21 protein-coding genes are annotated in these 25378 nt (G+C 39.2%); 4 read left to right on the top strand and 17 right to left on the bottom strand.

Translation table 11 applies throughout. The annotated features are described in order from the left end of the window. Genes AABJ44_RS04730 through AABJ44_RS04705 form a run of 6 tightly spaced genes read right to left on the bottom strand, consistent with a single transcriptional unit; the run spans position 1 to position 6607 of the window. On the bottom strand, positions 1-516 hold the full coding sequence (locus AABJ44_RS04730) for a cyclic nucleotide-binding domain-containing protein (protein ID WP_074642810.1): 516 nt from the start codon (positions 514-516) through the stop codon (positions 1-3). Between the two features lie 9 nt (positions 517-525). Next, positions 526-1701, bottom strand: coding sequence for a TrkA-related ion transporter (locus tag AABJ44_RS04725; RefSeq protein ID WP_338370780.1), 1176 nt, complete (start codon positions 1699-1701; stop codon positions 526-528). 57 nt (positions 1702-1758) lie between these two features. After that, a complete protein-coding gene (locus AABJ44_RS04720; RefSeq protein WP_074643529.1) occupies positions 1759-2217 on the bottom strand; it encodes a chemotaxis protein CheX in 459 nt (152 codons plus the stop codon). 53 nt (positions 2218-2270) lie between these two features. Then, positions 2271-3434 carry a DUF1302 domain-containing protein gene (locus tag AABJ44_RS04715; RefSeq protein WP_338370778.1) on the bottom strand — a complete coding sequence of 388 codons (1164 nt, stop codon included), beginning with the start codon at positions 3432-3434 and terminating at the stop codon, positions 2271-2273. A gap of 14 nt (positions 3435-3448) precedes the next feature. Then, positions 3449-4228 carry an outer membrane lipoprotein-sorting protein gene (locus AABJ44_RS04710; RefSeq protein WP_074642818.1) on the bottom strand — a complete coding sequence of 260 codons (780 nt, stop codon included), beginning with the start codon at positions 4226-4228 and terminating at the stop codon, positions 3449-3451. A 15-nt stretch (positions 4229-4243) separates the two neighbouring features. Continuing rightward, positions 4244-6607: an efflux RND transporter permease subunit gene (locus AABJ44_RS04705; RefSeq protein ID WP_338370777.1), complete on the bottom strand. Its 2364-nt coding sequence runs from the start codon at positions 6605-6607 to the stop codon at positions 4244-4246. A gap of 194 nt (positions 6608-6801) precedes the next feature. On the opposite strand from AABJ44_RS04705, the gene AABJ44_RS04700 reads away from it, so the two are divergent. Both AABJ44_RS04700 and AABJ44_RS04695 read left to right on the top strand, forming a co-directional pair. Further along, positions 6802-7428 carry a TetR/AcrR family transcriptional regulator gene (locus AABJ44_RS04700; RefSeq protein ID WP_338370775.1) on the top strand — a complete coding sequence of 209 codons (627 nt, stop codon included), beginning with the start codon at positions 6802-6804 and terminating at the stop codon, positions 7426-7428. A gap of 77 nt (positions 7429-7505) precedes the next feature. Continuing rightward, positions 7506-8927, top strand: a complete 1422-nt coding sequence (locus AABJ44_RS04695; protein ID WP_338370774.1) for an adenylate/guanylate cyclase domain-containing protein — start codon at positions 7506-7508, stop codon at positions 8925-8927. Between the two features lie 7 nt (positions 8928-8934). Here AABJ44_RS04695 and AABJ44_RS04690 read toward each other — a convergent pair whose 3' ends face one another. The 11 genes from AABJ44_RS04690 to AABJ44_RS04640 form a co-directional block, all read right to left on the bottom strand. Beyond that, positions 8935-9927: a 2-hydroxyacid dehydrogenase gene (locus tag AABJ44_RS04690; protein ID WP_338370773.1), complete on the bottom strand. Its 993-nt coding sequence runs from the start codon at positions 9925-9927 to the stop codon at positions 8935-8937. 15 nt (positions 9928-9942) lie between these two features. Further along, positions 9943-10722 carry a ZIP family metal transporter gene (locus AABJ44_RS04685; protein ID WP_338370772.1) on the bottom strand — a complete coding sequence of 260 codons (780 nt, stop codon included), beginning with the start codon at positions 10720-10722 and terminating at the stop codon, positions 9943-9945. Positions 10723-10739: 17 nt separating this feature from the next. Continuing rightward, positions 10740-11354, bottom strand: a complete 615-nt coding sequence (locus AABJ44_RS04680) for an HAD-IA family hydrolase (protein ID WP_338370770.1) — start codon at positions 11352-11354, stop codon at positions 10740-10742. Between the two features lie 145 nt (positions 11355-11499). Continuing rightward, a complete protein-coding gene (gene argS / locus AABJ44_RS04675; RefSeq protein WP_338370768.1) occupies positions 11500-13323 on the bottom strand; it encodes an arginine--tRNA ligase in 1824 nt (607 codons plus the stop codon). Positions 13324-13475: 152 nt separating this feature from the next. Next, complete coding sequence (locus AABJ44_RS04670) at positions 13476-15299, bottom strand: ABC transporter ATP-binding protein (protein ID WP_338370766.1); 1824 nt, start codon at positions 15297-15299, stop codon at positions 13476-13478. Between the two features lie 11 nt (positions 15300-15310). Then, the gene (locus tag AABJ44_RS04665) at positions 15311-17086 is read right to left on the bottom strand and encodes an ABC transporter ATP-binding protein (protein WP_338370764.1); all 1776 of its coding nucleotides are present in this window, start codon (positions 17084-17086) and stop codon (positions 15311-15313) included. 205 nt (positions 17087-17291) lie between these two features. Then, complete coding sequence (locus AABJ44_RS04660) at positions 17292-18293, bottom strand: hypothetical protein (protein WP_338370763.1); 1002 nt, start codon at positions 18291-18293, stop codon at positions 17292-17294. Positions 18294-18398: 105 nt separating this feature from the next. After that, entirely contained in the window at positions 18399-20168 is a 1770-nt protein-coding gene (locus tag AABJ44_RS04655) for an ABC transporter ATP-binding protein (RefSeq protein ID WP_338370761.1), read from the bottom strand. A gap of 178 nt (positions 20169-20346) precedes the next feature. Continuing rightward, a complete protein-coding gene (locus tag AABJ44_RS04650; RefSeq protein WP_338370759.1) occupies positions 20347-22173 on the bottom strand; it encodes an ABC transporter ATP-binding protein in 1827 nt (608 codons plus the stop codon). A gap of 98 nt (positions 22174-22271) precedes the next feature. Then, the gene (locus AABJ44_RS04645) at positions 22272-23264 is read right to left on the bottom strand and encodes a helix-turn-helix domain-containing protein (protein WP_338370758.1); all 993 of its coding nucleotides are present in this window, start codon (positions 23262-23264) and stop codon (positions 22272-22274) included. Positions 23265-23276: 12 nt separating this feature from the next. After that, positions 23277-23918 (bottom strand): exonuclease domain-containing protein, encoded by a 642-nt coding sequence (locus tag AABJ44_RS04640; RefSeq protein WP_338370757.1) that lies wholly within the window; start codon positions 23916-23918, stop codon positions 23277-23279. Positions 23919-24034: 116 nt separating this feature from the next. Between AABJ44_RS04640 and AABJ44_RS04635 the strand changes: the two genes are divergently transcribed. After that, positions 24035-24640, top strand: a complete 606-nt coding sequence (locus tag AABJ44_RS04635) for an MptD family putative ECF transporter S component (protein WP_338370756.1) — start codon at positions 24035-24037, stop codon at positions 24638-24640. Between the two features lie 12 nt (positions 24641-24652). Continuing rightward, entirely contained in the window at positions 24653-25369 is a 717-nt protein-coding gene (locus tag AABJ44_RS04630; RefSeq protein ID WP_338370755.1) for an energy-coupling factor transporter transmembrane component T family protein, read from the top strand. Positions 25370-25378 lie beyond the last annotated feature (9 nt).

Here is a 25378-nt window from a genome sequence, read left to right as displayed (position 1 = left end):
TTAAACTCCTGATTCTATTTCACTGAACAATGCTTCGTATAAGGTTGCCTTATCGCTGTTTGTATCGCGGATAGTTTTTGCCATTCCCTGTGCAAGGTGCAAAAGAACTCTGTAGCCTAAAAGGGGCTCGCGATCACACACTTCCAGAAACTTTGTACTGGAAAGTGCTATACAACGACAGTCTGTTATAGCCTTTACTGTTGCAGTTCGTGGATCATCACTTATCAAAGCTGTTTCCCCAAAGAAAATATTCATATCACTGGAAAGATCTGCAAGGGCAATCTTATCTCCTGCAGGAGTCTTTCTATAAACCTGAACTTTTCCCTGATACAGGATATAGAACATATCTCCGAACTTTCCTTCTTCAATAATTACATCACCCTTCTGATAGTTTTCAACTGTCATATTATCATATACAGCACGAAGGATTCTGCAATCATTTTCATCATCAATACAAAAATCAGAAAACAACTGAATCTGTACAAGTTTAGGTAAAACGTCTTCAAACTTATCCATAAAATCCTCCTATCCTCGTACCAGAATGGCTTTGGTATTTTTCTGAATAACAAAATCTGGCGCAGGTGTAAGAACCGGTTCATTACTCTTGAGAGTCTTAACCTTTTTCAGATTATCAACAATACTCTTGATATCAGGATTCTTCTGAGCCTCTCTAAGTGCATCTTTACGACGCTGATGGAAATTACCTGTATTTAAGAGAAGGCCTACAAGAACGCCGCCTTTATTACCATTCTGCTCAATATGAGCTCCATATTCACCATAGGTCTTTCCAATAAACGAAGCAGGAATATCTTCTATGATTATACCAGTATCAGCATCATCACTTATAAGGGCACGGATAACGTTACTGTAACCCATTCCGCTTGAAGCAGTTGCAAGAAGACTGTGTTCATAATCCTGTGTAAGGATGATTTCATCACAATGTGCCATTTCAAGATGCTTCTGGAATTTTGCATCGATAAGTTCAGCTGCTACATAAATTCCAGGATTCAGATTTTCCATTGTAAGAACGGCAAGTACTGTACGACTGTCTATTTCAAGATCAGAATACGTTTTTGAACGGTCGCAAATTACAAGGGCTCGTTCTGCAGTATCAATTTGTGCACGTTTAAGAACAGCTTCATCCGAAAAATCTCCGGAAACATAATTAAGTTCCTTAAATCGAGGCTGTGAACGAATCTGCTCAATCTGCTCTGCTGCATCATTTATCATTACAACCATATCAGGTGTAATATCCGGATTTGTAGTAAGCACGGTATCCAGAATCTTTTCAAAGCCTGGTCTCCATCCGCAAAGTAAAAAATGTCCTTTCATATTCTTCAATTTTTTAAGCCCCTTATTTTTCTTCATCTGCAAATCCATGAAATAGGACGCAAGCTTACCGGTAACGGCACTGAATAACAGCATTCCGAGCACAAGCAGAACAAGCGCTGACATTCGGCCTGGAACTGATTTTACACAATAATCAAAATAAGCCGCAAAAACCGCAACTAATGTAAACCATACGGAATCGAACATTGTTTCTATTCCGCTTTCGGTCTTAGTTTCAGACGCAAAGACAACAATAGTTGCAACGGCAATTATTATAAAAATGAGAAGCCAGATATAAGTAAGAGGATTTTTGAGTGTATACTTAAGAGCGCGCTTAAAACGCTTAAAACTCCCCTGCTTTTTTTTACTCATTTTGATATTATAGCAAAAAAAGCAGGGGAAGTCAGTAAGAACACCGTTTGTACAAGACTATTTGAAACAGACATCTACTTCAAACGGCCCGTATGATGTAACAAACGGAATTGCGATTACAGGGTAGTTTTTAGGCCAGGCAATCATGTGATTGTGTCCCATTACACAAAATGGAGGCGAAATGTCCATTTTATACTGACTTAGAGCAGTAACTGCATGACCTGAAATAATGTTTGTAAACTCACTTACCAGCCCAACGGCCATATCCTCATAATCCTCCGGCTTACATTTTAATCCGGAAAGCTCAAGCATTTTATTTGCAAGAATCTTATGAAGACGGAAAGCAACGATTCCTTTTATTTCGCCGGTAACTCCTAACAAACCCGATATTTCCCACGGATGGCCTGCATGTATATCCAGAAGATGAGGTTCCTTATTTTGAGGACCTATATTGAACATATCCTGGAAAGTATTGATTCCCTCTGTGAGAAATGCGTTAATAATTTTTGCGTCCATTCCCATATCGTATATTATGATAAACCACAAAATTGGATTTGTAAAACAAAATGTTAGAAACTGAATTTACCTTTAACATAGAAACTACTGTAATCTTTATAAGCTCCGTAAGTTCCGTCTTTTTCAGGACCTGGAGTAAAAATATAAGCTCCAATTTCAGCATTTATCTGATCAGAAAGGCTGTAATTTATCGATGGCTTTATAAAACTGTCAAAATCATTAAAGCCTATAAGTCCACTCAAACTTGCTTCCAAGGTTTCATTCAGGAATGTCTTTGAAACACTCAGAGTTGCCCCATGAGTATAGGCATCTGCTCTGTTTATGCTTTCAGTGTCTCCAAAAACATAATCACAGAAATACTGGGCTGTGAGTGTCCAGCCGGATGGCATCCAGTCTATACCGGCAAGAGCTGAGATTTCATTACGCAGTTCTGTATCGGTAAAATAGCGTTTTGGAAAGAAAGCTGCTTCTGTACGAATAACAACTTCTCTAACCGGAATTGCTGCATCAAGACCTATCATTGCCATTCGTTTGTAATTTCCCGTATAAGTATAATCAAAAACAGGCATATCATCCCAACCATAAAAACCGTAGACAGAGGCATCAAATGCTGGGAAGTAACCGGAAAGTTTTACACCATATTCTCCATTCCAGATTGCAGTATCGGGCTTTATAATCTGTACAGCACTTGTTGTTGATTCTGGAAGTGCTGCAGGTGTAAAGAACGGAATCCAGTAAATATCTGTGGTAAACTGTTCTCCAGAAAACGAAATGCGCAGAGCATCAATTGCAAGTTTTGAATCGTCACTTGCCATTGCTGCAAGATTGGACATGTCACCTGGACAAATTACATTTGTGATGTCTACACCATCGGCTTTACCCCAGGCAGTTTTCTGACGGCCAATTCTGATTCCCCAGAAGCTTGAAGTATAGTCGAACCAGAGCTCATTAAGCGACCAGTCGAGTTCGCCCGTTACAGCATCATACGAAACAGAAGCCTCTGCAAGTGCTGAGCTGTTATCGTAATAAGCATCAAGTGTACCGGTAAACTCGGTTGTCCCAAGAAGAAACTTACCGGCTGAAGTATCGCCGTCTGTCCATGGAACACCAGCTCCCCAGAGAGTCTGAATCTCTCCGGAGAAATCTACTCCCCCCTCCGCAATGAGAGGAAAATATATCAGTAATAGTAAAATCAATATAAAGCTTTTTATTTTCATAAACTCTCCAGACATTATCTGATTCGACCTTTTTCCAATGCTGCTACTGTGAATAAAGAATCATCAATATCTTCTGCATCGTAAACAATATTTTTTGATTCGATGAGAGACCAGGTTCCGCTCTGAACATTTTCCATTTTCATTTTTTGTGCTGTTGTAAAGCCTTTGATGGTTGTAAAGTCTGTGCAGGTGAGAACCCGGTGAAGCTGATTCTGGCGGTCATAAAACTCACATTTACGGAGAATATAATCTGATTTTCCAATGTAGCTGATATAGCGAGGATCTTTTTCTGTATGAGCCTTGCTTATACATTCAACCTTGTAGCAGATTGTGCCATCAACATCTTCTTCACCAAGAAGATTGTAATCATATTTATTGAGGCTGCGATCTCCCATATCCTGATAAGTAAAGTCTGTTCCCATAAAACTTCCTTCACTTTCAGAGCCGCTTGAAGCAATACGACGTGTCTTTTTCATTGCAGGAAGATAAAGCCAGTTATCAGAATCTTTATTATCATCTTCATAATCAAACATAAGATATCCAGTTCCTGCTACATCTTTTGGAGTTGTAAACACGATAATACTCTTTTCTACTTCTCCATAATCCTTACTCTTCATAATAACTTCACGGATTCGGTCTGATCCTTTTTTTGAATGAATTGTAAGGGTCGCAGTTGAAGAGGAAGTTTTAGGTTCCGGCACTTCATCTGCTTTTTTCATGATATCGTAACCTGTCTCAGCAAAGAGCAGAGTACCCATTGTAATTAACGCTAAAGTAAGAAATTGTTTTTTCATAAATATCTCCTTTTGTTATTTATTTGTTTCATGTCCAAATGGCTTTGTTATAAACAATAAAACCGGTGTGAGTGTATAGTCAGCAATTAGCGCACTGCCCAAGCCGACAATCGACAGCCAGCCGATATTTACGAGAACAGTCATTGTACTTGTAAGGAAGATTCCAAACATAGCGCACAGTATGATTGTTGTCATAATCATTGTTTTTCCAATTTCACGATATGAATTCAAAACTGCCGAGCGGTAGTTTCCCGTAAGTTCAAAATGATATTTAATATGATTTGTAAAGTGAATAGTATCATCTACCGCAATACCAAGGATCATCGGCATAATCATTGCAGTAATCATATCAAGATTAACTCCGGCATATCCCATGATTCCACCTATGATTGCAATTGGGGCAACGTTTGGAATCATTGCAATAAAGCCTGTTCGAAGCGAAGTAAAGGCAATAATCAAAAGCAGCAGAATTACAATCAGAGAAGTTCCAATTGAACGGATTGACCCGCGAACAAGTTTACCGTTCATATGAGCATACTGAACAACCTCACCTACTACCCCGGCATTTGACGCATCAGGGAAGAGTTCTGCTACCCATTCTTTTACAGCATCCATATTCTGAACAATTTCTTCACCATCATAACCGGCAAGTTCAATATGGAGATAACCAGCCTTAAAATCTTCGCTGACGTAATCATAAAGATCTGAACCACCGGAAATCTCATAAAGGAACAGTTCCTGACTAACAAGATCCTGGTCATCTGGAATTACATAAGCGTCGGGATCATCACCATTGAGAGTACGGTTCATTTCCTTGATTACTTTTGTTACAGAAGAAACACGAGGTTTTCCGTTAGAAACCTTTGTCATACTTAGAGTTCCAACACGTTCTGCAAGTTCGTCCATATTTTTTAGAACTTCAGGATTCTTAAGAGAATCTTCGTCCTCATACTCAACAAGAACTTCATAACTGTACTGACTTCCCAGCTGACTTCGGGTAATTTCAAGAAGTCGTTTGATATAAGGAGTTCGCTCGCCCATCATATCTGAGTAATTCATATTTACTTTGATTTTGAACATACCAGGAATTACAGCAAGAAGAACTGCACTTCCTGCAATTACTGTAATCCACTTTTTATTGAGAATTGACTTTCCCATTGCTTCTACACGAAGGTCAGATTTAGTTGAACCTTCTGTGTCAACAAAGGTTGGATCTGGTTCTTTATCTTTTCCAAAGCTGTAGAGACAAGGTAAAAGAATAATTTCAAAAATGAAGACTGCGAGAACGGCAGCAGCAGTAATTCCACCAACCCAACGCATAGGTCTGATTCCGGCAGAAAGGAATGAAAGCATTCCTGCCATTGTTGTAATTACCGTAAAGAACAAAGCCCAGCCTGAATCACGAATTCCCATAACAATTGATTCTTTTCGCTGACCTGTCTTTCTGAAGTACATCTTAAAACTGTTGATATAGTGAACTGCATAACCAACTGCAAGTGCCATTGATAACAAAACTGTTACAAGAAGCATTGTGTTGTTACCTTTGATATTCATCCAGCCGGAAGCCCCCAGAGTTGTACAAAGAGCACCGATTGTAGCAATTGAAGGAACTACAACTCCGCGAAGAGAGCGGATAAAGATAATAAGGAAAATCAGCATTACAACAAATCCAAGAGCAATACGACTTACACACTGACTTGTAATCTGTTTTTCTTCCTCATATTCTGTATATGAAAGACCTGCCGGACGGATTTCCCATTTATCAGACTGATATTTTGGATCATTAAAAATTGCCATTGCGGGTGGAGCAATTTTTTGCATTGCTTCATCAAGACCTTCTGAATATTGCTCAAGATTTACGATAAGCCAGGTTTCGGTACAATCTTCACTGACAAGGGAATTTACAAGAGATTCACGGCTCATAATAAAAGCTTTCTTTTCCGCAAGTTCTGAAGGATCAGATGGGACACCATCTTCAAACGGACTTTTTACTTCAAAACCGTCTTCCGTACCAATTGGAAGCGAAAGTTCCATGACTGAAGTAATACTTGATGCATATGGAACATTATTTAAAAGCTCATCTCCGAGTTCATCAATCATATTCAAAACTTCCGGATCAAAAACATCAGTTCCTTTGGTAGTAATATGAGCCATTAGAGAATCTGTTGAACCGAAAATACTTTCAAAGTGATCCTGATTGATTTTTGTAGTTTCCCAGTCATCAAACCAGTCCTCTTCTCCATTATCAAGTTTGAGACGTGTAAGCCCCAGACTGCATACAACTGTTACAATAATAAGCCCGATAATAAATCCCCAGCGGTGCTTTATTTCAAACCTTCCGAATTTTTCAAACCAGTCATTTATTTTAGTGACTTTCATTTATCTTTCATCTCCTCCGGATAACAGTGTTAAAAAATGATAACATTGTTATCTGATAACAATGTTATCTTAGTGGTAACAGTGTTATCTTGTCAAGTACAAACGATAACATTGTTATCATTTTTATTGCAAAAAATATAAATTGCAGATAAAATAAAAAAAGTGGTTTCGACAGGCTCAACCACCGGTGAATTATGGCAGAATCATCAGCTGAAACAAAGAAAAAACTCCTCGAAAGTGCAAAAAAAGAATTTCTTGAAAAAGGATTTATGGGTTCATCTCTGCGAACTATTGCTGCAAATGCAGGAGTTACCACAGGAGCAATGTACAGACATTTTAAGGATAAAGATGCCTTTTTCTGTGCACTTGTGGATGAAGCTATAGCCACATCTACAAAAGCTGTAATGCTTGCAAATTCAGAAAATCACACAGGCCTGGACATTCCCCATATGAAAGAACATATGGAATTGGAAGAACAATCGGTAATTGAATTCCTGGACTATATGTATGAAAACTTTGATGCTTTTACCCTTCTCCTTACAAAGTCTGCAGGAAGCACTCATGAACATTTCCAGGAAGAAATCTGTGATATATATACAAAAAACTGTGAAGAGACCTTTGAATGGATGTATAAAGAAAAATTAGCTACAAAAAAAGTTTCTCCAATGACAATTCATTTTATGGCTTCTACAGTTATAAATGCATACTGCGATATTATCCTTCACAATATGACAAAAAAAGATGCAGCCGCCTATATAATCGACATAATGGAATTTACGCGTTATGGCAGCATGCATCTTATGGGAATTACAACAAACTGATCTTTGCCGAGTCGTGTCAGCCTTACACAAAGCATGTTTTAATTGCAAAACCCAATAACTCAATTTACAATAATATTATGTTTAATTTTTTACGCTCACATCAGCTGGGCATTATGTTGTTTATGGAAGGAATCTGTTTAGCAACAGCCTTTCTGACTTTAATTACAAGAAATCTTCCAAAAGCAAAAAAGATTGCAATTTTTCTTCTTGAATTAAACAGTGCTCTGATTATGATTTCGAGCAGATTTTATTATATAAATAAAGATGCAACTGGAGATTATGCAGGAATATATCTGCGCATTGCAAAATTTTTTGATTATTTTTTCAGTTTTTCAATCATCTATGTAATGAACCTTTATATTAAAGATCTCAATAATGAATTTAAAAGTAAAGGATTAAAGGGATGGAAGTATAATCATTTAATAATAAGACTTAATGACATAATTATGATTACTCTTACTTTAATTCTTATTGTCTCACAATTTACACCTTTCTGTTACTATTTTGATGCTAATAATGTTTACCATCGTACAAAGGGGACATTTCTATTTTTGATATTTCTTCCGGCTGCTATTTTTCTTGAAGCAATTTTTGTTATTTCAAATCATAAGATACTTTCACCTGCAGTTCGGATTCCTCTTTTTCTTTTTATTGTAATTCCATTTCTTGCAACTATTCTTCAATTCACTACTTTTGGAATTGCCTTTACTGCAATGTCTACTTCTGGAACTTCTGTTTTACTTTATGTTTTTGTCGTACAGGATACAAACAGAGAAATTGAAAGAAGTCATAAACTTGAAGTTGAAATGCTTGAAAGATACAAAAAGAAACTTGAGGAAACTGTACGTAAAAGAACAGCAGAACTTATAATTGCAAATCAAAAAGCTGAAAATCTTCTTTTAAATATTCTTCCTGTTGAAATTGCCCGTGAACTCACCGAAAATCCAAATCAGACTATTTCAAAAAAATATCCAAATGCAACCGTACTGTTTACCGATATTGTTGGATTTACAAAAATGAGCAGTGAAATGACTGCAGAAGAAACTGTTGAAATGCTCAATAATATGACACAAAAATTTGATGAACGTGCTAAAAGAGAAGGAATCGAAAAAATCAAAACAATTGGAGATTCTTACATGGCGGCGACAGGCCTTATAGAAGATGCAAATAATGATGGAGCACAACGGCTGATTCATTTTGCACAGGGGCTCCTGGAAGATGTAAATGAATTCAACGAAACATCAAGTCATAAAGTAAAGATTCGTATAGGAGTAAACACAGGTCCTATTGTTGCAGGTGTAATCGGAAAAACAAAGTTCATCTATGATGTATGGGGCGACACTGTAAACGTTGCAAGCCGCATGGAAACAAATGGAGAACCAATGCAAATCCATGTAAGTGAGGCGACTTATAAACTTACAAAAGATTTATTTCCATACGGCAAAGCTGTGAATGTAGAAGTAAAAGGTAAAGGCCTGATGAAAAGTTACTTCTTGTAATTGATATTTATTTCACTTCATTCACAAGTTCTTTTCCAGCTGTAAAATCATGGATATTATTCAGAGTTGTTTCAGCAAGATTCTTAAGGGCATTTGTTGTAAGGAATGCCTGATGTCCGGTAATTATTACGTTCGGGAATGTCAAAAGACGGGCAAGAACATCATCTGTCATGATATCTGTAGACCAGTCGCTGAAGAAGTATTTACTCTCCTCTTCGTAAACATCCATACCAATTCCGCCGATGTGTCCGTGTTTTAAAGCATGGACCAGAGCCTTAGAATCTATGAGAGCACCACGACCGGTATTTATGATTACAGCATCATGCTTCATCATCTTCATTGTATCATGATTAACAATATGCTTTGTCTCTTCTGTAAGCGGACAATGTAAACTTAAGACATCACTCTGCTGGAAAATCTCATCCTTGCTTACATAAGTTGCACCGCTTTCCTGGGCCCACTTTTCATTCGGGAAAGGATCATAAGCAATGATTTTCATTCCAAATCCTTTGAGAATATTTGCCATTATCTGACCGATTTTTCCGGTTCCGATAATTCCGCCGGTAAGTCCATGAAGGTCACGGCCCGTCAAACCTTCAATATTAAAGTTTGCAGTTTTTGTGCGAAGATATGCCTGTGGAATATGACGTGTAAGAGACATCAAAAGAGCAGCTCCATGTTCAGCAACTGCATACGGTGAATAAGCTGGAACACGCACAACCTTTATTCCTGCTTCCGCTGCAGCCTTGAGGTCAACGTTGTTATAACCGGCACAGCGAAGTGCAATCAGTTTTACACCGCAGTCCTTAAGTGATTTTATAACTTCTGCATTTACAACATCATTTACAAAAACACAGACAACATCATACCCCTTTGTGGTAAGAGCTGTATTTTCGTTGAGTTTATAATCACGAAAATCAATATCATATTTATATTCTTCATTCATTTTTGTGAATGAAACCTTGTCATAAGAACGTGTATCAAAAAAAGCGATTTTCATAAATCCTCCTGAAGATTATCCTAACGCTACATCCAGAATCATCATCAAAACAAAGCCAATCATAAACATGATAGTGCCGAGGTTTGAATGTTCGCCTTCTGACATTTCAGGAACAAGTTCTTCAACAACAACGAAGATCATTGCACCGGCAGCAAAGCTTAGGAAATATGGAAGAATTGATATTACATGACTTGCAAGCAGTATTGTAAGGAAACCGGCAACAGGTTCAACTACTCCGGAAAGAATTCCATACCAGCAGGACTTTGCTTTAGAAAGCCCTTTTGAGTGAAGCGGCATTGAAATAATTGCACCTTCCGGGAAATTCTGAATTGCGATTCCGAGTGCCAGTGTAAGAGCACCGGCTTCTGTAATCTGAGCAGAGCCGGAAGCCCAGCCTGCATACAAAATACCAACAGCCATTCCCTCAGGAATATTATGAAGAGTGACAGCAAGAACCATCATCGTTGTTTTCTGAAGACTAGTTTTAGGACCTTCCTGGCTTTCATCAAGATGCATATGTGGAACCACCTTATCCAGGATTAAAAGGAAAATCATTCCGACACAAAAACCAACAGCCGCAGGAATAAAGGCAAGCTTTCCACGGTCACTAACCATTTCCATAGAAGGAATCAAGAGACTCCATACTGAAGCGGCAACCATGACACCTGCAGCAAAGCCAGAAAGCATATTCTGAAGTTTTACATTAAGCTCCCGTTTCATAAAGAAAACAAGGGCGGCTCCAAGAGATGTTCCTAAAAATGGAATTAAAAGTCCTCGTACAATCAAAAAATTCATATTGATTTCCTTTCAAATTATTCTTTTATCTGCGAACAGATAAGCTCATACGCTTCATCATAATTTTTTGCAACTAAGCCCGGATTTTTCTTTTCAAGCCCCATGGCTGAATTAAAACCAAAAGGAACAGAAACAATTGGAACGCCAGCCCGTTTACATGCTTCAATATCACGAATTTCATCGCCCACGTAAACAAAATCTGTTTTAAGCTGTTTTTTTGCCTGTTTTAGCGCTTTAATTTTTCCGAATATCGCAACATCAGTTTTCATGTAACTGAAGTAATCATCCAGATTATTTTTCTTAAGAAAACCAGATACGCAGGCTGCAGAGTTAGTAGTGATTATTCCAAGTTTATGGCCTTCTGACTTTAATTTTGTAAGAAGCTGTACGGCACCATCAATTATTGAGACTTTATCGAAACTTTCATTCAAAAGCTTTTTAAAGTAAAGAACCAGCCGGGGAAGCTTGAAGAAACTGATATGAGCTTCCTTCATAATTTCCAGAGCAGAAAGTTCCATACCTCTTTCGCGTTCAACACGTTTATAACCAAGTCTTTCTGCATGGGAATTTACAAGTTCAAATCCAAGGCCAATACTATCAGCCAGAGTGCCATCAAAATCAAAAATAATCATATTTGTATCCTACTCCACTTTTTGGTGGTATGCAACAATTTTCCCTATCATATTTTTGCGACGGATGGAGAGCTGGTATTCTTTTTTTTATAAAAAAAATGGGCCGCTGTCGCAGCCCATTTTATAACGGTTCTTCGATTATAACCTACATCTTCTCGAGGTAAGGAACAAGAACAAGCTTCATTGCGTTCTTGATTACCTGGAGAGTACAACTTGCAAGGTAGAGACGAGCTCCGGCAAGCAGCTTGTTTTCTGCAGTTACAATCGGACAGTTCTGATAGAACTTACTGAACAGTTTTGCAACCTCGTAAACATAAGCAGCAACTTCACTTGGATCAAGATTTTCAGCAGCCTTTGCAATTACATTTGGATAATCACCAAGCTGTTTAATCAAAGCCCATTCATCTTCACTTGAAAGAAGTGCAACTGCAGCTTCTGAACCATCTTCTGCAACACCAGCCTCAGCAGCCTTAGCAAGAATTGAGTTGATACGTGCACCCATGTACTGAAGATATGGACCTGTATTTCCGTTGAAGCTCAAAGACTCTGCAGGGTTGAAAAGCATATCTTTGATTGGAGTTGCCTGTAGCATGTAATAATGAAGAGCACCAAGTGCAACCTTTTCTGCAACTTCGTCTGCATCGCCTACTTCACCGTCGCGGCCACGCTCTTTGATTGCGGCAAGGGCGTCTGCGTGAAGCGAATCAACCAAATCATCAGCATCAACAACTGTACCCTCGCGGCTCTTCATACGACCGCTTGGAAGATTTACAAGACCATAGCTGAGATGGAACAATTTGTCTGCCCAGTCAAAGCCAAGCTTTTTAAGGATGTGGAACAGAATCTTAAAGTGGTAGTTCTGCTCGCTTGCAACAACGTAAACAAGCTGATTGAAAGCCCAGTCGTCGTGGCGGCTGATTGCAGTTCCAATATCCTGAGTAATATAAACAGAAGTTCCGTCTTTGCGGAGCAAAACCTTCTCGTGATTGTCTTCGTCCTTACCCTTACCTACAACGTCTGTAACGTCGATGCGAACAGATCCGTCTTCAGCCTTAAAGAAAACGCCCTTTTCAAGGCCTTTCATAATTTCATCTTTTCCCTTAAGGTAAGTTTCACTTTCAAAGTAGTATTTATCAAAGCTGATTCCAGTGCGCTCATAAGTTTCTTTTACACCGTCGAAAGTCCAGCCGTTCATTTTCTCCCAGAGAGCATGAACTTCAGGATCTCCTGCTTCCCACTTAATCAGCATATCTTCTGCCATCTGATTTGCTTCCGGATGTGCAGTCTCAGGCTTGTCTTTTTCGCCCTTAAGATATTTATCGAACTCAACATAGCACTGACCAACAAAGTGGTCACCTTTCATTCCGAGTGATTCCGGTGTATCGCCGTTTGCCTCGTGGAAGAGTTTATATGCGAGCATAGATTTACAGATATGAACACCGCGGTTATTGATAAGGTCTACCTTGTAAACCTCGGCACCTGCAGCCTTAAGAATGCGGCTAACAGATTCACCGAGTGCGTCGTTGCGGACATGACCAAGGTGAAGCGGCTTGTTTGTATTTGGTGAAGAGAACTCAATCATAACACGGCGGCCTTCGAGAGGCTTTTTTCCGTCGCTGTTAATTGAACCGTAAGTGTCGCCCTGAGCTTTAACTGCAGCAAGAATTGGAGCTGCGGCGCCGGCCTTGTTAAGTTTTACGTTTACATAAGGACCAACAGCAAGGAACTCTCCAAGAGATTTGTCTGTGATTTTTGCAACAACACCGGATGCGATCTGAGGTGGAGCCATACGAAGTGCCTTTGCAAAAACAAACATAGGTGCACCAAGGTCTCCCATTTCCGGATTCGGAGCGTTCTGAACTACAATTTTATCCGCGCTGACAGCTTCAGCTGCTGGATCTTTTTCTTTAATAAACTCATTCAAAGCCGCAGCAATAATTGCACGGCAAGTATCTTTAACATCTGCCATAGTAAACGTATTATAAAGAAATAAAGTGATGTTAGCAACCAATGAATTTTTTATGAAATTTTTTATGCTAAAGCTCGCCCTGTGCCGGACTACACAAGGCCTTTCAACAAGCAGATTATCCATCTGCCTGTCCAGCTGCCGGTAATTGTGAATTACAACTTCCAGCTTACAGCCTGCTTACGAGAGTCAATAAACTTTGCATAGATTCCGCCTTTGGCAACAAGTTCTTCATGTTTGCCCTGCTCTGCAATACGGCCTTTGTCTATTACAACAATCTGGTCTGCATTGCGAACTGTCTTTAAGCGATGTGCAATCATAATTACAGTTTTCTCTTTAGTAAGTTCTGAAACTGCATTCATAAGTTCTCGTTCATTTTCAGGGTCAACATTTGCAGTTGCTTCATCAAGTATGATGATTGGAGCATCTTTCATGATTGCGCGGGCAATAGATATTCGCTGTTTTTCCCCACCGCTTAAACTAGCTCCGCCTTCACCAATTACTGTATCGTAGCCGTCTGGCAGTGCCGAAATAAAGTCATGACAACAGGCTTTTTTTGCCGCAGCGATAACTTTTTCCATTGGAGCATCCGGCTCTCCAAAACGGATGTTATTAGCAATTGTATCATGGAAGAGATAGACGTTCTGAAAAACAAAGCTGTAGTTTTTCATAAGGTCGTCCATGTTGTAATCGCGGACATCTTTTTCACCAAGTGTTACGGTTCCCTTGTCTACATCCCAGAAGCGCGCAAGAAGATGACAGAAGGTTGTTTTTCCACCGCCGCTTGGACCAACGATGGCAGTCGTGGTATTTGCAGGAATTTTGAGGGAAATGTTGTCGATAATTTTACGCTTGTCGTAGGCGAAGTCGATGTTGTGAGCTTCAATATTAAGTCTATCTTTTATTTCCGCCTTCGCAGCACAGCTGCTCGGAGACTCGCTAAAAACAGTCCACTGGACTGTTTTTCCCTGCTCCGCAGGTCGCTCCCTACCCTCGATATTCATTGTCGGCAGAGCCAGAATCTTACTTGCCTTAGTTACACCAATATCAATTGTTCTCAAAAGTGCCGAATAATTTCCGCCAGCTTCAAGAGCATTGAACAGCATGAATGAACAAACAAGCATTGTACTGCAGTTTGCCAAGTCCATTGTTCCAGCCAGATAGAAATTTAACGAAGCAAGCATCATTGCAACACCACTGAGTTTTGCAACTAACGATTGTAAGTTTGAAACAGGAATACAACGCATCTCCATTTTGATGAGAATCTTCAGACGTTTTTCAATAACAGAATTAAGTTCACGGCGTCGTTTTCCTGCAAGGTTATATGCTTTTACTTCTGCAATTCCCTGAATGTATTCCAGTACCTTTCCAATCTCGGCCGCATCAGCTTTAATTTTTTCTGCAGAAACATCACGAACAGCTATACGCATAAAGAGATTTACAAATTCAAAAAGTCCAAAACCTGCAAGTGCAACCAGAGCAATACGCCAGTCAAAGAAGAAAAGCATTACAATAATAAGCGAAGTATCGAGTAAGCCCTGGAAGACCATCATTACAGCACGGGTTGCAACATCACCTACAGACTCCATTGTATTTGTTGTTACAGAAGTAATTTCTCCAAGACTATTTTCGTTGAAGTATCCCATAGGAAGATAACGAAGATGTTCTGCAATTTCGATACGTTTTTTCGCGCAGGTACGATAACCGCCTTCACACTGCCACATTGAAGTAACCTTTCTGGTAATTATTCCGCCGATTATGCTGACACACATAATTGCAAAAGAAAGCCATACTGTATTCATTTCAAAGGCGGTTCCATCAATTGATGCGGATATTACTCCTCTAAGCATAACTGCAACTGCACCAATTCTTAATGCCATAAAAAGAGAATTGAAGATTCCAACAATAATTGAACCGGTAAATTTTCTGCGGTTCTCGACATCACAAAATCTAAAAAATTTAAATAACGTTTCAAACATTTTTTAGTCTCCTACTCATCCTTTGCATCAATATGTGCTTCCCACATATTCTTATAAAGACCGCCCTGAGCCAGTAATTCTTCATGAGTTCCAGAACTGTCTATAAGGCCATCTTTAATTACATAAAGCTTGTCTGCATCTTTTACAGTTGAAAGTCGATGAGCAATTACAATCAGAGTTTTTCCCGCAACAAGCTTTGCTACACTCTGCTGAATTATTGCTTCATTTTCTGGATCTGTATAAGCAGTAGCTTCATCCAGAATTACGATTGGAGCATCCTTCATCATTGCACGGGCAATTGCAATTCGCTGACGCTCACCACCGCTCAAGTGCGCGCCGCTTCCACCGACAATTGTGTCAAAACCATTTTCCAGCGACATGATAAAATCATAACAACCGGATTTTCGTGCAACCTCTTCAACATCAGCATCGGTTGCACCTTCGCGTCCGAGACGAATATTTTCTCGCACACTCATATCAAAAAGGAAGTTATCCTGACTTACGTATGCGACACGGCGGTTATATTCTTCGAGAGAAAGGTCTTTGATATTTACACCACCGATTTCTACGGATCCGGAATCAACATCCCAAAGCGATGCAATAAGACGGGCGATTGTAGATTTACCAGATCCGCTTGGGCCAACAAAGGCGGTGTACGAACCTTGTGGAAGCGACATTGAAACTCCATGAAGAATTTCTTTTTTCTCTTCTCCTTCAATCCCCTTGTGATAACTAAAATGAACATCCTTCAAAAGGATAGAATTATCTGCCGGCTTTTTCTTATCTTCTGCTGGACGGTCGAGTTCTTCGAGTTTCATAATTGAACCGACTTCTCCAAAAATTGCACCGGCCTTTGCTATATCATCATGATAGGTAAAGGCAATAAGGAAAGGCTGGATTGCGCTGACAGCAAGAATAATCATTGTAATAAAAGTTGATGCATCTACATTTCCTTTAAAGAAAAGATACCCGCCAATCGGAAGAAGCGACAACAGAAGACTCGGTGTAACAACAGTAGCCACCGCATGCGGCCAAATACAATCTCGCATCCATTCAACATAACATGCAGAACCTTCCTGAGCAGCCACTACAAAGCGCTCATAAGAAGATTTTGATTTTCCAAAGGCTTTGATTACCTCAATTCCGTTGATGTACTCTACAGCAGTATCATTCAATGCCTTTGTTTTATCCAGAGCATACTTAAATCGAGCAGGACCATCTTTCATCATAAAGCACATAGCGATAAAACCGATTGGAAGTACAGCCATACACGCAAGAGCAAGACGCCAGTCTATAACAAACAGATAAATAACAAGTACTATTGAAAGAATTATATTTGAAGTATATTCAGGAACGATATGAGCGAGAGTTGTTTCCATACTGTCTATTCTTTCGATCATGATATTTTTAAGTGAACCAGAAGGCATATCAAGAACAGTTCCAAGTGGCAGACGGGTCAACTTATCGCACATTTTTTTTCTGATATTACCAAGCAGATTAAAAGTTGCGATATGGCTCATGGAAGTTGAAATCATATGAAAGACAACATTTCCAAGCCAGAACAACGCAACAATTCCAGCTTCACGCAGGAACAATGACCAGTCACGAACACCGGCAAGAAGCTGCTGCACAATTCTTGCAATCATAAAATACGGCGCAATACAACACGCCACACTAAGCAGAGCAAAGAACACACTTGTGATGTACTGCCCTTTTTTCTCTCCTGCAAATTCAATTATCCAGCCAACAAGGCTTTTTTTTGCAGGAGATTTAGTTTTTGATGACATAATTTTTAACCTCACATTGTTAGTTTTTTCTAACTTTCTTATAATATCCTTTTACATATCTGTTAGCAATAACTAACCTATAAGAAAATAATTCAAAATATAAAAAAAATTGCAGAATGGAGCATTTATTTCTTTTTAGAGCAAAAAAAACCGGCAGATATTATACTGCCGGCTAAAAGGAATGGACTTTTTCAGTATATAAATATTAGAAAGTATACTTCCAGTAAACAGGGAATGAAAGCATTGTTGTATCTTTCATAATACATGCAAACACACTTGCACCAACTGTATTATGTTCGTTGAATGAATAACCAATTCCAGGGCTAACTTCGATTGCCCAGGAATCATCATTATCAAAGTCTGATGAGAATCCACCATAAAGATTTGCGCACAATGTATCATTTATCATGTAAGTAAGATTTGCTGCTGAATAAAGTTCGTTATCTGCATCAGCTTCACCACCTACAGAAAGCACTGCATTTGCATAGATACCAAACGAATTGATATTATACATTACAGCAGCATTTATAAGATTTCCTGTTACATTGTAATCTTCAAGGTTTCCGTTGTATGTAAAACCTGCATTAAGTGTAAGACCTTCAATTCCTGTATAAGAGGCATAAGCACCAAAAGTACGTTCATCAGAAACAACATTACGTACAGCAAAACCGAAAGCTACAGCCTCTGCAAATGTGTATTCAGCTCCAAAATTAACCATTGGTTTTTCATCATCGTGTCCAAAGTATGAAATGAAATCTAAGCCACCTGCAACCACCAGACCTTCAACTGGACGTACGAATAATCCGAAATCGCTACCCATATTGGCGTCATCAAGTTCCTTTTCAAGACAAGGAAGATAAGAACCTGCTACAGGATAGCTTCTGTGAAATCCGATTCCCAAAACATTAACTGGACGAAATTCAATAAATGCATCTGAAATAAAATCATCAGAACCAAATTCAAAAACACTGCCATTTTTTGACGCAGTGAATTCAATTTCTACACCAAGATCAAGTTTATCAGATGAATATTCAGATTTTGCCTTATTCTTAAAAGCAGACAAACTAGTATCTGTTGATGACTCCGAAATAGAAATATCTGTAACTCCCCATGTGAGTTTATTTTCAAATGTCACTTCCTGTGCAAATGAAACAGATGCGATAAAAGCAGCTACGGCTGTAATTATCATTTTTTTTGATTTAATCATTTTTGTTTCTCCTTGTTAGTTATTATTAACTCTAGTTAGTAAAAACTAACAGTGGCGTATAATAATTTATTTTATACATCTCGTCAAGCATGATTTATGATTATTTTATTTTTTTATACTCAGGTTCTGTCGAATTACCATGTTTTTATACTGGCCGTCTTTAGCCAGAAGTTCTTCGTTTGTACCAGACTCAACAATCTGACCATTTTTGATAACCATAATTCGGCTGGCGTTACGGATTGTGTTTAAGCGGTGGGCAATTACAATCAGAGTTTTGCCGCGACAAAGTTCTGAGATTGCTTCCTGAATGAAGTGCTCGTTATCAGCATCTACACTGGCAGTAGCTTCGTCGAGGATTACAATTGGAGCGTCCTTTAACATACAGCGGGCAATTGAGATTCTCTGCTGTTCGCCGCCACTGAGATCTGCACCACCCTCACCAATTACAGTATCAAAGCCATCCGGCAGCTGCATGATAAAATCGTAACAACGGGCCTTCTTTGCAACTTCAATAACTTCTTCACGGGTAGCGTTCGTTTTTCCCATGGCGATGTTGTTGTAAATAGTGTCCTGGAAAAGATAAACCCGCTGAAAAACCATACTGATATTATCCATGAGATTTGCGACTGGAACCTTGCGGATGTCTGTACCACGGATTTTTATACTGCCTCTTTTTACATCCCAGAAGCGGGCAAGAAGATTTGCAATTGTTGATTTTCCTCCGCCGCTTGGACCGACCAGCGCTATCATCTGTCCTTTCTGAACATCAAAAGAAATATCATGAAGAGCCTCTTTATTTCCGTAAGCAAAACTAACATTCTGATAAGAGATTTCAGGAAGTCCTTTGCAAGCTGCATCTTCTGCAGACATCAAAGTATCTTTGCCTTCATTTACAATTTCTGCCTTATCAAAAACACTTTCAATACGGTCCAGACAGGCATCTGTTACTGTAAGGCGGGCAATGTTGCCGTAGTAAGCCTTTATTGGCGCAAACAAATCAAAAGCAAAAAGTACCATTCCCAAAAAATATTCATTAGTCATCATACCCTTTGAAGAAAGCAGTGCGGAAACAAAAAGTGTAAGAGCAGTTACGATTCCATAAGAAATCAGAACAGAAGCCCACCAGGGAGCGTAAGCCATCTCAAAACCGATTGAATTCTTGCTGCTTTCTTCAAAACTTTCACTGACTTCTTTTGATTTTTCTCCAAGCAGATTAAAAGTCTTGATAATTCCAATTCCCTCTGCAAACTCCAGAACAGCACTTGTCATTTTTTCTGCGGTTTTCTGCTTAAGCATAGAATGTGAAATTGAAATTCTTGTAGTGATATTTCCAAAAAGAATTACGAGCAGGAGGCAGGCAAGAGCAGTGAGTCCCAGCTGCCAGCTCAAAAAGAACATAAAGGCTATCATAAGACCCTGAGAAATCATAAGACCAACAAGCTCTTCCAGAACCATCATACAGTTCTCTTCGATAAAGTTCATATCGGTTGCAAGAACGCTGCTCACCTTACCGATATTTCCCTCGGTAAAGTAGCCCATGGTAAGCTTACGGAAGCGGTCTCCCATCTCCATTCGTTTGTCTGCAAAAACCTTAAAGCCGGTAGCCGACTGAAGGCGGTCCGTAATATTTTGCATTACAGCCTGAAGGATCACACAGGTGAGAATAATCAGTCCGTAAATAAGGCAGCTTTTTTTAGTCATTCTGCCAGCCATAAAATCACAGGCCAGAAAGAAAGAAGCCATAAGTGGCGACTTCATCACAAGGCCCTTTATAAAGCCCGGCAGGTAAGACACTCGAATCGGAACCTTGTATTTCCCGCAAAATTCCACCAGCCGATGCATCATCGAAATCATAGATTTATTTTGTTTTTTCATAGTAATCTCCATTTCCAGATGTCATTGCGAGGAGCCCGCAGGGCGACGTGGCAATCTACATTATGGATTGCTTCGCTGCGCTCGCAATGACGGGAGGAGGGGGAAGTCTCCCCCTGCGCCCGCACGTTGTTGCGGGCTACCCCTTCTAACGGGGGCTCCGCCCCCGTAACGCCCCCGCTTAGATCTTCCAGTTTGCAGCAGCCGTGCTTGCAGCCCACAACTTCTGGAACTCTTCGCAGTTCTTCATTAGTTCTTCATGTGTACCTTCGGCAATCACATTGCCCGCTTTGAGTACACAAATTTTGTCTGCATTTTTGATTGAAGAAAGTCTGTGCGCAATTACAATTACTGTTTTGTCTTTGACAATTTCTGCAATTGCGGCGTTCATCTTTTCTTCATTTTCCGGGTCCATAAAGGCGGTAGCTTCGTCTAATACAATTACCGGTGCATTTTTCAAAATTGCACGGGCAAGTGAAATACGCTGTCTCTCTCCGCCGGAAAGCTGCTTACCGCTGTCTCCTGCCATTGTGTCGATTCCCTTTGGGAAGCGGGCAAGGAATTCATTGCACTGGGCACGACGAGCGGCATCTAAGACTTCTTCGCGGGTTGCGTCAGGTCGGCCTATCAGAATATTTTCGTAAAGACTGGTGTTGAAAAGGAACTGTTCCTGAGCTACATAAGAAATCTGATTGTTCAGAGCTTCAATTGACATGTCGGTAATGTCCTGCCCGCCGATTTTTATGCAGCCTGAATCAAGGTCGTAAAAATGAACAAGGAGTTTTGCAAGGGTTGATTTACCGCTACCCGATTCGCCGATGAGGGCGGTGGTTGTGCCATGTTTGAGGGTGAGGTTTATGCCGTGAAGAACCTCTGGGGTCTTAGGGGCTTCGCCCCTAGGAGAAGGGGTAGTCCGTTCGCTTTCGCTCACTACCGAGTTTCCTTCGGAAACTCGCGCCGCGAGGGATGAGGCTTCCCCCTTCTTATAACTGAATCTCACATCCTTAAACTCAATATCATAATTCTTGCCTTCAAAGTCGTGAGTGCCCTGCTTAATCGCGTCGCCGTTCATCATTTTTTCAAGCTCGGCAATTTTATAATCCAGCTGAGGAATCTTTCCGCCAAAGCTGAGGGCGCGAAGAATTGAAGAGCCAATCGAAAAGGACATACACAAAACTAAAAGCAGCTGGCTCAAATCAATAGTACCGTTCAAAACAAGAAGAGCTCCAATCGGCAAAGTGAAAAAAGCCAGACAAGGAAGGGTGGAATTATAAACTGCCATCCATGGCCAGCAAACCTTATACCAGGCGAGAGTAAAATCACGGTAACCGCGAACTGCATCTCCAAAGCGTCGGAAGGAATCTCCATCTTTGTTGAAAACTTTAATTGCCTCCATTCCGTTTACATACTCGATGATTGTGTTGTTCATCTTTTTTGCAGACTCGTAATAAGCTCCCATTTTTATCATTCCGGCCTTCATCATCATGGACATCGCAAAAACTCCGACAGGAATAATTGCCAAGGTCAAAAGTGCAAGGCGCCAGTCAACTATAAACATTGCGATTATCACGATGAGGGGAACTAAAAGATTTGCAATTCCCTCCGGAATGGCGTGGGCCAGAAGAAGCTCAATTTGATCGATATCGTCTGTAAAAACACGTTTAATCTGACCGGTTCCCATTTCCTTGATATTTCCCAAAGGTTGATTTTCTAGTTTTGACTTTAGTGAGATGCGGATATTTTTCAGCGTGTTATAAGCACTCACGTGAGAAAAACATAGGCCTGTCGTATAAGAGATTGCGTAAAAAGCAAGGCAGGCAAAAATCAATAAAACGCGGACTACAACAAAATGAAAGTCCGGCAGCTGATGTCTTGTAAGCGGAAGAATCAGCTGATACAAAAAGAAATAAGGTGCAACGTTGGCGATAATTCCAAGCGTTGTTAGCACCGACGCAATGACCGTATATTTTTTATACTTTCCAATATACGGCGCTACAGATTTTAACATAGGGCCTCCGAAATAACTTTTTTATTGTTAGTACTAACTAACTATTATAGAGTATAATTTATTACAAATATTGATTTCTACTAAAAATCGGGAGAAAATTAACAGTTTTCAGTAACTGCGTTTTTAAGCATTGAAAACTTTTTAGGGGTAAGCCCAAACTTTTTCTGAAATTCTTTTGAAAACCAGCTCATATTGGTGTAACCGCTCTGCAGGGCAGCTTCCGAAACATTCACTTCTTTACTGGAAATAAGGCGGGCTGCATTTTCCAGACGCTGGTCTTGTATATATTGATGAATTGATGTTCCGTATAGAGAACGAAAAAGACGAGTAAGTTTGCTTTCGCTCATGGAAAGATTTATTGCGAGCTGGGGAACTTTGTAATCATCTGCGGGATTAAATTGGATTCGGTGGTGCAGGGCTTCAATCTGAGCAATATCAGACTGATTTCCTTCTGCTATAGTTTTGTTTCTTTCTATCATGGAAGTTTTGTTATAAAAGATTCCGTGCAGAACCAGGGCAATCAGTTCAATTAATTTTGCTTCGACGTAAACGCCCTTGAACTCATGATATTTTTCTGCACTGTCAATTTCTGAAAGAACTTTGAACATGTCTGCTGTTATTGCAGTTTTTGTTACATGGGTCAGAAAAAGAGATTTTCCCATTTCGATTTTATCCGAATCAAAATAGCGGGAAAGAAGAGTTTCAAAAAAATCAGTTGTCATTTGAAGACTTTTGAACTGAAAATTTTTATCTCCTTCATAATTCATAGAGGTTGCGTAATTCTTGTTTCTGAAAACACAAACCTCACCTGGCAGCATGTTTACAGTTTCATGGGCACTGTCTACCTGCCAGTCAATTTTTTGATTAATGTTGAAGATAATCTGAATCTCATCTCTCCCGAAATTATCCGGACGGCTTGCAAAAGTTTTATCTTTAAAACTTAGATTCCAGTCATAATAAACAATCTGATTACGACATTCCTTTCGAAGAAGTTTGAGGTCTCCAATCTCTTTTGGAATAAAAGCAGTTCCGTCAAAAAACTCATCTGGTGAAGAATTATAGACATTTGGTACAACAATCTGATTTTTCATTTTTTCGTAAACTTAAATTCTCTCCATTTTATTCTTGCATTTATCTAAGAGTTCTTGTACTGTCCGAGCTTTCATTTTTTGAGCAGCAAGCGCAACAACTAATCCGCAGGTTCTTGAATCTTCGAGTGCTTCATGAGCAAGATATGTTATCCCAAACTTTTCGCCAAGAAATGTAAGCGCATGCTTTTCATATTCCGGCCATACCTTTTTTGCAATCTGAAGTGAACAAAAATAATTATATCCCGGTAATTTATGATGATAAAAACTGCAGGCATCCCAAATTACACCCATATCAAATTTTGCATTATGAGCAACCAGTGGAAGTCCAGGTGTTTTTTCTATAAATGGCCGTACCTTGTTATCCCAGACTTCTGGAAACTTTGGAGCATTTTTTACATCTTCATAAGTCAGATGATGAATCTGATCTATCCATTCCTGAACAAAATAATCGTTTGGCGGACAAATCAACTCATACATGCAATCTGCTTCTTTCCCATCTATATAGCGGACAAGACCAACTGAAATTGCACTGTTGCCATATTGATTAGCTGTTTCAAAATCTATTGTTATATAATCTAAACTTTGTTTTTTTACATCAGGTTCATCATCAAAAAGTGATAACTGAGAATCTTCACACAATGCCTTGTTAGTCATAACTAATTATTGCACTTTTTATATTCAGTTTCAATAGAAAATCTATTGACATCTAAATTAAATCTCTTTAAGTTAGTTATCACTAACAATAAACTACATCAAAAGGAGAATTAAAAATGGGTGATATAGTTGAAAAGTCAAAGACTAAAAAATTAACCGTCAAAGATTTGATTTTCGCCGGCGCTTTTGCCGCAATTTATCTGATTGCAGTTCTGGCAATTATGATGCTTGTTGGCTCTGTTCCTATTCTTTATGTTATGTGCCCGGGTATTCTTGGAGTTCTTTTAGGTTCTATTTACCTGCTTAGCGTAACAAAGGTAAGAAAGTTCGGTGCTGCTCTTATTATTGAACTTCTTTTCGCATGCATTTCTACAGGCTTTGATCCAATTGCTTTTACTGTATGCGTTGTTTCTGCCCTACTCGCAGAAATCTGTATTTTGATTGGAAGATATAAATCTAAACTCTGGTATGCAATTTCTTATGTTTTCTTCAACATTGGAACTGCCGCAAACTTTATCAGAATCTTTTTTGCAAAGGATGCTTATATCGAAAATCTTCAGAAACGTGCCGGCGGAAGTTTTGCAGATGGAATGGTAAAACTTCTCTCTCCATGGTGGTCATGGATTATGATTATAGGCCTTGCCGTAGTTGGTGGAATCATCGGAGCGTTTATCGGTTCTAAGTTAATTAAAAAGCATTTTGAAAAAGCTGAAATTGTTTAAGCATCAAGTACAATGTTCTCATCAAATAATAATTCGATATTAAAACTTGATCCAAGAACAAAGCTTGTAATTTTGCTGGGTACAATGTTTTTCTCCCTCAGAAATCTCAGCGTTGTACCCGCAATAATCTGCATTGCCTTTCTTGGAATTATTATATTTTTAGAAGGTGAAGGCTTTACCGCCATCAAATATTTTATTGGCTGTTCTATAGTTCTTTTGATATTTCATGGTGTTACAAAAAGCACTGTCACCTCTACTCTCGATATGATTGGTGCCGCCATAATGGTGATGATAAAATTCATCTGTCCGATTGCAATGGCGCTCGCACTATTTACAAAAACTACAAAAATGGCAGATTTAATTTCTTCATTTCAAAAACTTCATCTGCCAATGACGTTTGTAATTCCCTTTATCGTAATGATTCGTTTTATGCCTACAGTTTCTGATGAATGGGAAAGTATAAAAAAAGCAATGCTGTTTCGCGGCATAAAATTTGATCTCCGAAATCTTTTGCTGAAACCAGCTCAAACAATCGAATATATTCTGGTTCCTCTATTATTCAGTTCAATGTCTTTGATGGAAGAACTCGCATCTTCTGCAATGGCACGTGGACTCGACAGCAATCAAAAAAGAAGCTGCTATTCTGCTGTCAAAATGAAATTCTTTGATTACCTGGTTATTATTTTATTTTTAGGATTCATAGTAATAAGCCTTGTAAAATTTCAGTGAGGTTTAAAA

Origin of the sequence: Treponema bryantii (assembly GCF_036492245.1) — a bacterium.
In the GTDB taxonomy this organism is placed as follows: domain Bacteria; phylum Spirochaetota; class Spirochaetia; order Treponematales; family Treponemataceae; genus Treponema_D; species Treponema_D bryantii_C.
The sequence above is the reverse complement of the archived record's forward strand: the minus strand, read 5'-3'. Positions and strand labels throughout refer to the sequence as shown.